We start from the raw sequence: 514 nt of genomic DNA, 5'->3' as shown, positions 1-514 counted from the left end.
GCCCCCACCATGCCACGCAGGCTCGTGGTCAGCGCGGGCACCCCGAGCTCCCAGTTGGCGGAGTCGGCGATCACGATGACGTCGGCGGCGAGCCGGTCCCGGTAGGCCTCCAGGAAGTCCCGGAAAGACGGGGACCCGGCCTCCTCCTCCCCCTCCACGAACACCGTCACGCCCAGGCCGAAGTCCTCCCCGAGCTGGTCGTCCACGGCCCGCAGCGCGGCCACGTGCGCCATGATCCCGGCCTTGTCGTCCGCCGCGCCCCGGCCGTACAGGCGGCCGTCGCGCTCCTCGGCGGCGAACGGCTCGGAGTCCCACAGCTCGCGCCGGCCCGGCGGCTGGACGTCGTGGTGGGCGTAGAGCAGCACCGTGGGGCGCCCGGGGGCGGGCCGGCGGCGGGCCACGACGGCGGGGTGGCCCGGTCCGTCCCCGAGGGGCACCCGGAGGATCTCCACCTCCTCCAGCCCGGCGTCGGCCAGGACCGCGGCGACGGCCTCGGCGCTGTCCTCGAGCTGCG

Annotated in this window: 1 protein-coding gene; it reads right to left on the bottom strand. The window is 76.8% G+C overall.

What is annotated here, in order from left to right:
• A partial coding sequence (locus RCG67_RS17450; protein WP_368828082.1) for a M20/M25/M40 family metallo-hydrolase occupies positions 1–514 on the bottom strand: 514 nt, incomplete at both ends.

The organism is Kocuria cellulosilytica, from assembly GCF_040981245.1.
Classification (GTDB): Bacteria; Actinomycetota; Actinomycetes; order Actinomycetales; family Micrococcaceae; genus Kocuria; species Kocuria cellulosilytica.
The sequence above is the reverse complement of the archived record's forward strand: the minus strand, read 5'-3'. Positions and strand labels throughout refer to the sequence as shown.